This is a genomic window from Chrysiogenia bacterium (genome assembly GCA_020434085.1).
In the GTDB taxonomy this organism is placed as follows: domain Bacteria; phylum JAGRBM01; class JAGRBM01; order JAGRBM01; family JAGRBM01; genus JAGRBM01.
The window spans coordinates 1-5,642 of record JAGRBM010000622.1 but is presented as its reverse complement, the minus strand read 5'-3'; the positions used below and the strand labels follow the sequence as shown (position 1 = coordinate 5,642).

Here is a 5,642-nt window from a genome sequence, read left to right as displayed (position 1 = left end):
AGCCGGGCCCCCTTCTGCAGCGAAGGGGGCCCGGCTTGTGCTCGCGCGAGTTTGCTTGGCCGCGCCCTTACGGCCCGACCACGTAGGTTGCCTGGAACCAGGCGTCTTCATTCATGTCGGTATCCTCGACGCAGTTGTCACCGGTTGCGGTCACATCGTCTTCGCCGAAGTCGATGGCCTCGCCCGCGCACACGCCGCCGTTGACGATCTCAGTCTCCCCATCGTAGGAGTAGTAGGCATCGATGTTGACCACGTGGGTCCAGAATTCGCGCCCGAAGGTGCCGTCATCGTCCCGGTCCGTCGAGAGAATTACATTGCCGCGCCATTCATGGATGAAAGGGTCCCCCTCCATGAACATGGAGGGTTGCCGGTAGTGTCGCCGATGGCTGCCGTTGAGGCGCACGGCGCTGCCATTGCCGACACCTTTGACCGAACCGGCCATCACTTCGTCGAGCAGGTCGCCTTCAATCAGACAGTTGATGAACGTAACGGTACGCCAGTACTCGTAGTCGCTCCCCATGACCGCCCCCATGTCGTCGTATTCACGGGTCACCACGAAGGTTTCCACGATCACCCCGTCGCTTGCATCGCCCAGGGCGCTCCCCTCGGTGCCGGTGGCATTGCAGTTGACCGTGCGGGTGGTATTGAAGGTCAATTCGGTCGCCTCTTCCAAGTCGGCGATTGTATCCAGATATTTGTCGGACGCCTGGATGTCACCATCGCCCAGCCACATGGTACTCCACAGACGAACCAGGTTGAGCAGTGCAGTCGCATCCTCACTGGGTACGTCTGCTGGCAAACCGAAATCGTCGAGTTCGCCGTCGCACGAACCGCTGCAGTCCGACTCGGCCCCCTCGGCCAGGGTCACCCCGCTATAGGAGGGATCGCTTGCCCCCACCGAAATGCCCGGCAGAAGTGCGGTCACGTCGTCGCTGCAGGCCGCCATCGAGCCCATGACTGTCAGACACGCCAGTGCCACCACAAGATACGCTTTCATCGCATTTGCTCCTCGTTTGCATGGTTGGAAACGGGCACCAGTCTAGCTTCTCCCAACGCGAGAAGAAACGAGCCCCACCCGTTGCTCCAACTACCTAAAAAACCGGGCGCCCCAGGGGCGCCCGGCCGTATCCATTTTTCTATTGGAAACCCAACGAACCGGTCTAACAACCGGCGACCTGGCTTGCCGGCCAGAAGGCATCGTCAGCGCCGTCGGTATCCGCTGCGCAGCCGTCGTCCTCTTCGGTCTGGTCCGCACCTTCACCGGTGCCGAACTTGACGGCCTCGCCGGCACACATCCCGCCGTTGTAACCAGATGTCTCGCCATCATAGCTCTTGAGGGCGTTGATGTTCACCACATGGGTCCAGAACTCCCTGCCGAAAGTGCCGTCGTCGTCCTGGTCCGTAGAAAGGAAGATCTGACCGTGCGACTCGTCGAGAAAGGGATCACTCGGGGAGGCTTCCGCGGGCGAGCGGCTGTGCAGGCGGAGGGTGCCGTTGAGACGAATGGCGCTGCCATTACCGACGCCTGCGCCCATTTCGTCCAGCAGGTCACCCGCGATCAGGCAGTTGACGAAGGTAAAGGTGCGCCAGTACTCGCGGTCGGTGCCCTCCACTACTCCCATGCTGTCGTAGGTACGGGTTCCCACAAAGGTCTCCACGATCACACCGTCGCTTGCATCGCCCAGGCCGCCGCCCTCGGTGCCGGTGGCATTGCAGTTGGTCGTGCGGGTGGTGTTGAAGGTCAGCTCGGTTTCTTCTTCAAGACCGGCGATCTTGTCCATGTAGGTATCGGTGTCTTCGATCTCGTTGAAATACAGCCACGACACGCCGAAAAACAGCACCATTTCCCGCAGTGCATCGTTGTCGGGATAGGTCACGGCCTTCGACGCCGAAGCGGTGGGATCCTCGAGCACCCCGTCGCAGCCGCCGCTGCAGATCATCTCCGCATTTGCCGCGATCTCCGCGCCGCTGTATTCGACCGGGCTCTCGCCCACCGAGATGCCCGGCAGCAGTGCGCTCACGTCGTCGCTGCAGGCCGCCATGGACCCCATTACCGTCAGGCACGTCAGTGCCGCCACAAGATATGCTTTCATCGCGCTTGCTCCTCTTGCTCCTCTTGCTCCGCCGCCAGAATGGGCCGCATTCTATCCGTCCGGGCCGGGAATGGGAAAGGGGCCCGGCTGATTACTCCGGGGCGGCGCCCGGCAGGGCACACTCCGGGCACAAAAAAGCCGGGCCCCCGCTTCGGGGACCCGGCCTGATGAGTCATTTGCGGGTTCAGGCTTATTCCCAGAACCAGCCGTCGGCCTGGAAGAACGCGTCGTTGACCATGTCGGTGTCGTCGGCGCAGCTGTCACCACTGGAGGTGGTATCGTCCTCGTCGAAGTCCACCGCCTCGCCGGCACAGGCGCCGCCATTGGGCTCCCAGTCCGAGCCATCCCACACCAGGTGCGCATCGACATTGACCACGTGGGTCCAGAACTCGTTGCCGAAAGTACCGTCGCCATCACCGTCCGTCGTGAGGGTTACCTGGCCCTCAACATCGTAGATGTCAGGGTTGCTCACGCTCGCCGGGTTGCCGCGGAGTTCACGCCAGACGTACCCGCCGTTGAGGCGCACCGCAGATTCATCGGTGAGGGTCACGCCCATGGGCGCGGCCTGGCTGAGCAGGTTGCCCGAGAGGGTGCAGTTGGCAAAAGTCAGGATCCAGGTGTAGTCGTTGCTGCTTCCTTCGACCACGCCGCCATCATCATGGGTTGCGGTCCAGATCAGGGTTTCGATGATCCGTCCAGCCGTCGCATCACCGGCAGCCTCGCCGGTGGTCCCGGTTGAGTTGCAGTTGATCATCTGCGTCATGTTGAAGGTGAGCTCGGTCGGCTCGGCCAGGTCCGCAATCGCGTCCGCGTAGGTATCGGTAGGCGTGATTGAGTCGTCCCAGAGCCAGTTCGCCCCCCAGAGAAATACCAGGCGATTGAGCGCATAATCATCGTTGTCGGGGGCCTCGGCGACCAGGCCTTCGTTGGCGAGATCACCATCGCAGAAATCGCCGCAGCTCATCTCGACGTTATCCGTCACCGTCTGCGCACTGTATTCGGGCGCATCCAGGGGCACGTGAATGCCCGGCAGAAGCGCGGTCGCGTCGTCGCTGCAGCCGGCCACCGAAATGGTTACAAAAAGGCACGAGAGTGCCGTCACCAGAATCTTCTTCATGATGTCCTGTCTCCTCTATCCCGTCTTCGGGTGCCGTAGAGTCTAGCCGCCCGACAAGCAGAATGCCGAATGGTTTGTCTCCGCCCACAAAAAAGCCGGGCCCCATGCGGGGCCCGGCCTGGAATCGAACCGCAGATTGCTTGCCTAGAAGAAGAACCAGCCGGCCGAGAACCATGCGTCGGTTTTGGAATCGGTGTCGGCGGCGCAGTTGTCGCCCTCATTGTCCATGTCGTCGCCATCGAGGCTGACGGCCTCGCCGGCGCAGCCGCCGCCGTTTTCCCAACTGTCCGAGCCGTCGTATTCGACCTCGGCATCGAGGTTGACGACGTGGGTCCAGAACGGATCGTCGAAGGTGCCGTCGCCGTTCTGATCACCCGAGAGCAGCACTTTGCCGGCGAGTTCAGCGTGGTAGGGATTGGCCATCGACGCCGTGTCGGGATCGTGCTCGCGCATGACCCAGCCGCCATTGAGCCGGATGGCGCTGCCGTCCCCCATGCCCTTGACCGAGCCCGCCATCACTTCGTTGAGCAGGTCGCCGCTGATCAGGCAGTTGTTGAAGCCCACAATGCGTGTGTAATCCCAGTCGGAGCCGGTGACGTCGCCACTGGAATCGAACATACCGGTCACGATGAAAGTCTCGCTGATAGTGCCGTCCGTAGCGTCGCCAAGGCCCTCGCCCATGGTGTCGGTCGAGTTGCAGTTGGTGGTGCGGGTGATGTTGAAGGTGAGTTCGACCGGATCCTCACCCAGGGTGTCGATCACGTTCATGTAGGTGTCGGTATCGCCGACGTCCTCACCGTCGAGCCAGCCGCTCCATCCGAGCATGACCAGTTCGAAGAGCGCGGTGCGATCGTTGTCGCTCTCGAAAGCAGGGAGGCCCTGGTCGGCCAGGTCGCCGTCGCAGGAAGTGCCGCAGAAGCCCTCGACCAGAGAGGCCAGGCTCGCGCCGCTGAAAGAAGCCGGCGCCGTGCCGGTCGAGATGCCCGGAAGTCCGGCGGCGTCGTCGCTACAACCGGCTACCGCAGTGGTTACAAACAGGCACGCGAGTGCCGTTACAAGAACTTTCTTCATCATCGTCTCCTCCGTCGGGTCCTTGGGTGCCGCGCAGTCCGGCGGCCCCCGCTGCTTTACCATTTCTCAGGCCGGCCCACAAAAAAGCCGGGCCCCCGCTCCGGGGGCCCAGCCTGTGTCTGCGACACTCCAGGCAGTTTCTAGAAGACGAAATTCCCGGCCGGGAACCAGGCATCGTCGTTCATGTCGGTGGTTTCGGCGCAGTTGTCGTCCGAGTCATCCTCGTCGTCGTTACCGAGATCCACCTGCTCACCGGCACAGACACCGCCGTTGGCGAAGCTGGTGTCACCGTCATACTCGGCGTTGATGTCGAGGTTCACCCGGTTGGTCCAGAACTCGTTGCCGAAGGTGCCATCACCATTGCCGTCGGTGCTGAGTATCACCAGGCCATCAGTCATCGTGGTGTAGGGATCGCTCACCGTTTCCATGTTCGGGTTGTGCTCGCGCGTGACGTGGCCGCCATTGAGACGAATCGCTGTTTCGTGCGTGATCGCATCGCCGACGGGCACGGGCTGGCCCAGCAGGTTGCCCTCGATCAGGCAGTTGTTGAAGGCAATGATGCGGGTTTCATCGTCATCGCTGCCCTCAATGTAACCGTTCTCGTCGAACATGCTGGTAATGATGTAGGTCTCAACAATCGTGCCGCCGCTGGAATCGCCCGCGGCCGAGCCGGTGGTGCCGGTGCTGTTGCAGTTGGTCACGCGGGTGATGTTGAAGGTCAGCATCACCGGGTCCGCGCCCAGGGTCGCAATCACGTCATCAAAGGTATCCATGCTGGTAACATCGTCACCGTTCAGCCACGGGTAATCCCAGAGCATGATCAGGTCCATGAGCGCCTCGGCGTCGTCGCTGCCCGCGCCGGCCAGGCCCTCGTTGTCGAGGCCGCCGTCGCAGGCGGAGCAGTCGGATTCAACCGAAGCTGCCAGGTCCGCGCCGCTGAAGGCCGGATCGGCCACGCCCACGGAGATGCCCGGAAGGCCGGCCGTATCGCTGCTACAACCGGCAAACACGCCCGCAACCAGCAGGCAGGAAAACAATGCTACAAAAAATGATTTCATGAACTCAGTCCCCTTCGACTTGAATAATTTCGGATGCGCAACATTCTAGCGGCCTGGAACCCGGCCGGGAAGTGCGCCAGCTCACACTGCTTGCCCTGCACGCGCACATGACATATCGAATTTGGACTAGAAATTCACCATGGCGATCCCACTGTACGCAACAAATGCCACAATCACACCGAGCCCGCACCAGGGCACCCATAACGGGAAGACGCGCACGCCGGCAGGTGCAGCACCACTGGATTTCACGCGGATGAGCGCGGCATTGACGAGCGCGAAGACGCCGAGCGTCAGGTAGCTCGT

At 62.0% G+C, this 5,642-nt stretch carries 5 protein-coding genes; all 5 read right to left on the bottom strand.

All coding sequences use genetic code 11. The features are described from left to right. Positions 1 to 67 precede the first annotated feature (67 nt). Positions 68 to 997: a hypothetical protein gene (locus tag KDH09_20080; GenBank protein MCB0222007.1), complete on the bottom strand. Its 930-nt coding sequence runs from the start codon at positions 995 to 997 to the stop codon at positions 68 to 70. Positions 998 to 1,160: 163 nt separating this feature from the next. After that, positions 1,161 to 2,093 carry a hypothetical protein gene (locus KDH09_20075; protein MCB0222006.1) on the bottom strand — a complete coding sequence of 311 codons (933 nt, stop codon included), beginning with the start codon at positions 2,091 to 2,093 and terminating at the stop codon, positions 1,161 to 1,163. Positions 2,094 to 2,283: 190 nt separating this feature from the next. Further along, on the bottom strand, positions 2,284 to 3,210 hold the full coding sequence (locus KDH09_20070) for a hypothetical protein (protein MCB0222005.1): 927 nt from the start codon (positions 3,208 to 3,210) through the stop codon (positions 2,284 to 2,286). Positions 3,211 to 3,354: 144 nt separating this feature from the next. Further along, positions 3,355 to 4,281, bottom strand: coding sequence for a hypothetical protein (locus KDH09_20065; GenBank protein ID MCB0222004.1), 927 nt, complete (start codon positions 4,279 to 4,281; stop codon positions 3,355 to 3,357). Positions 4,282 to 4,421: 140 nt separating this feature from the next. Further along, positions 4,422 to 5,339: a hypothetical protein gene (locus KDH09_20060; GenBank protein MCB0222003.1), complete on the bottom strand. Its 918-nt coding sequence runs from the start codon at positions 5,337 to 5,339 to the stop codon at positions 4,422 to 4,424. Positions 5,340 to 5,642 lie beyond the last annotated feature (303 nt).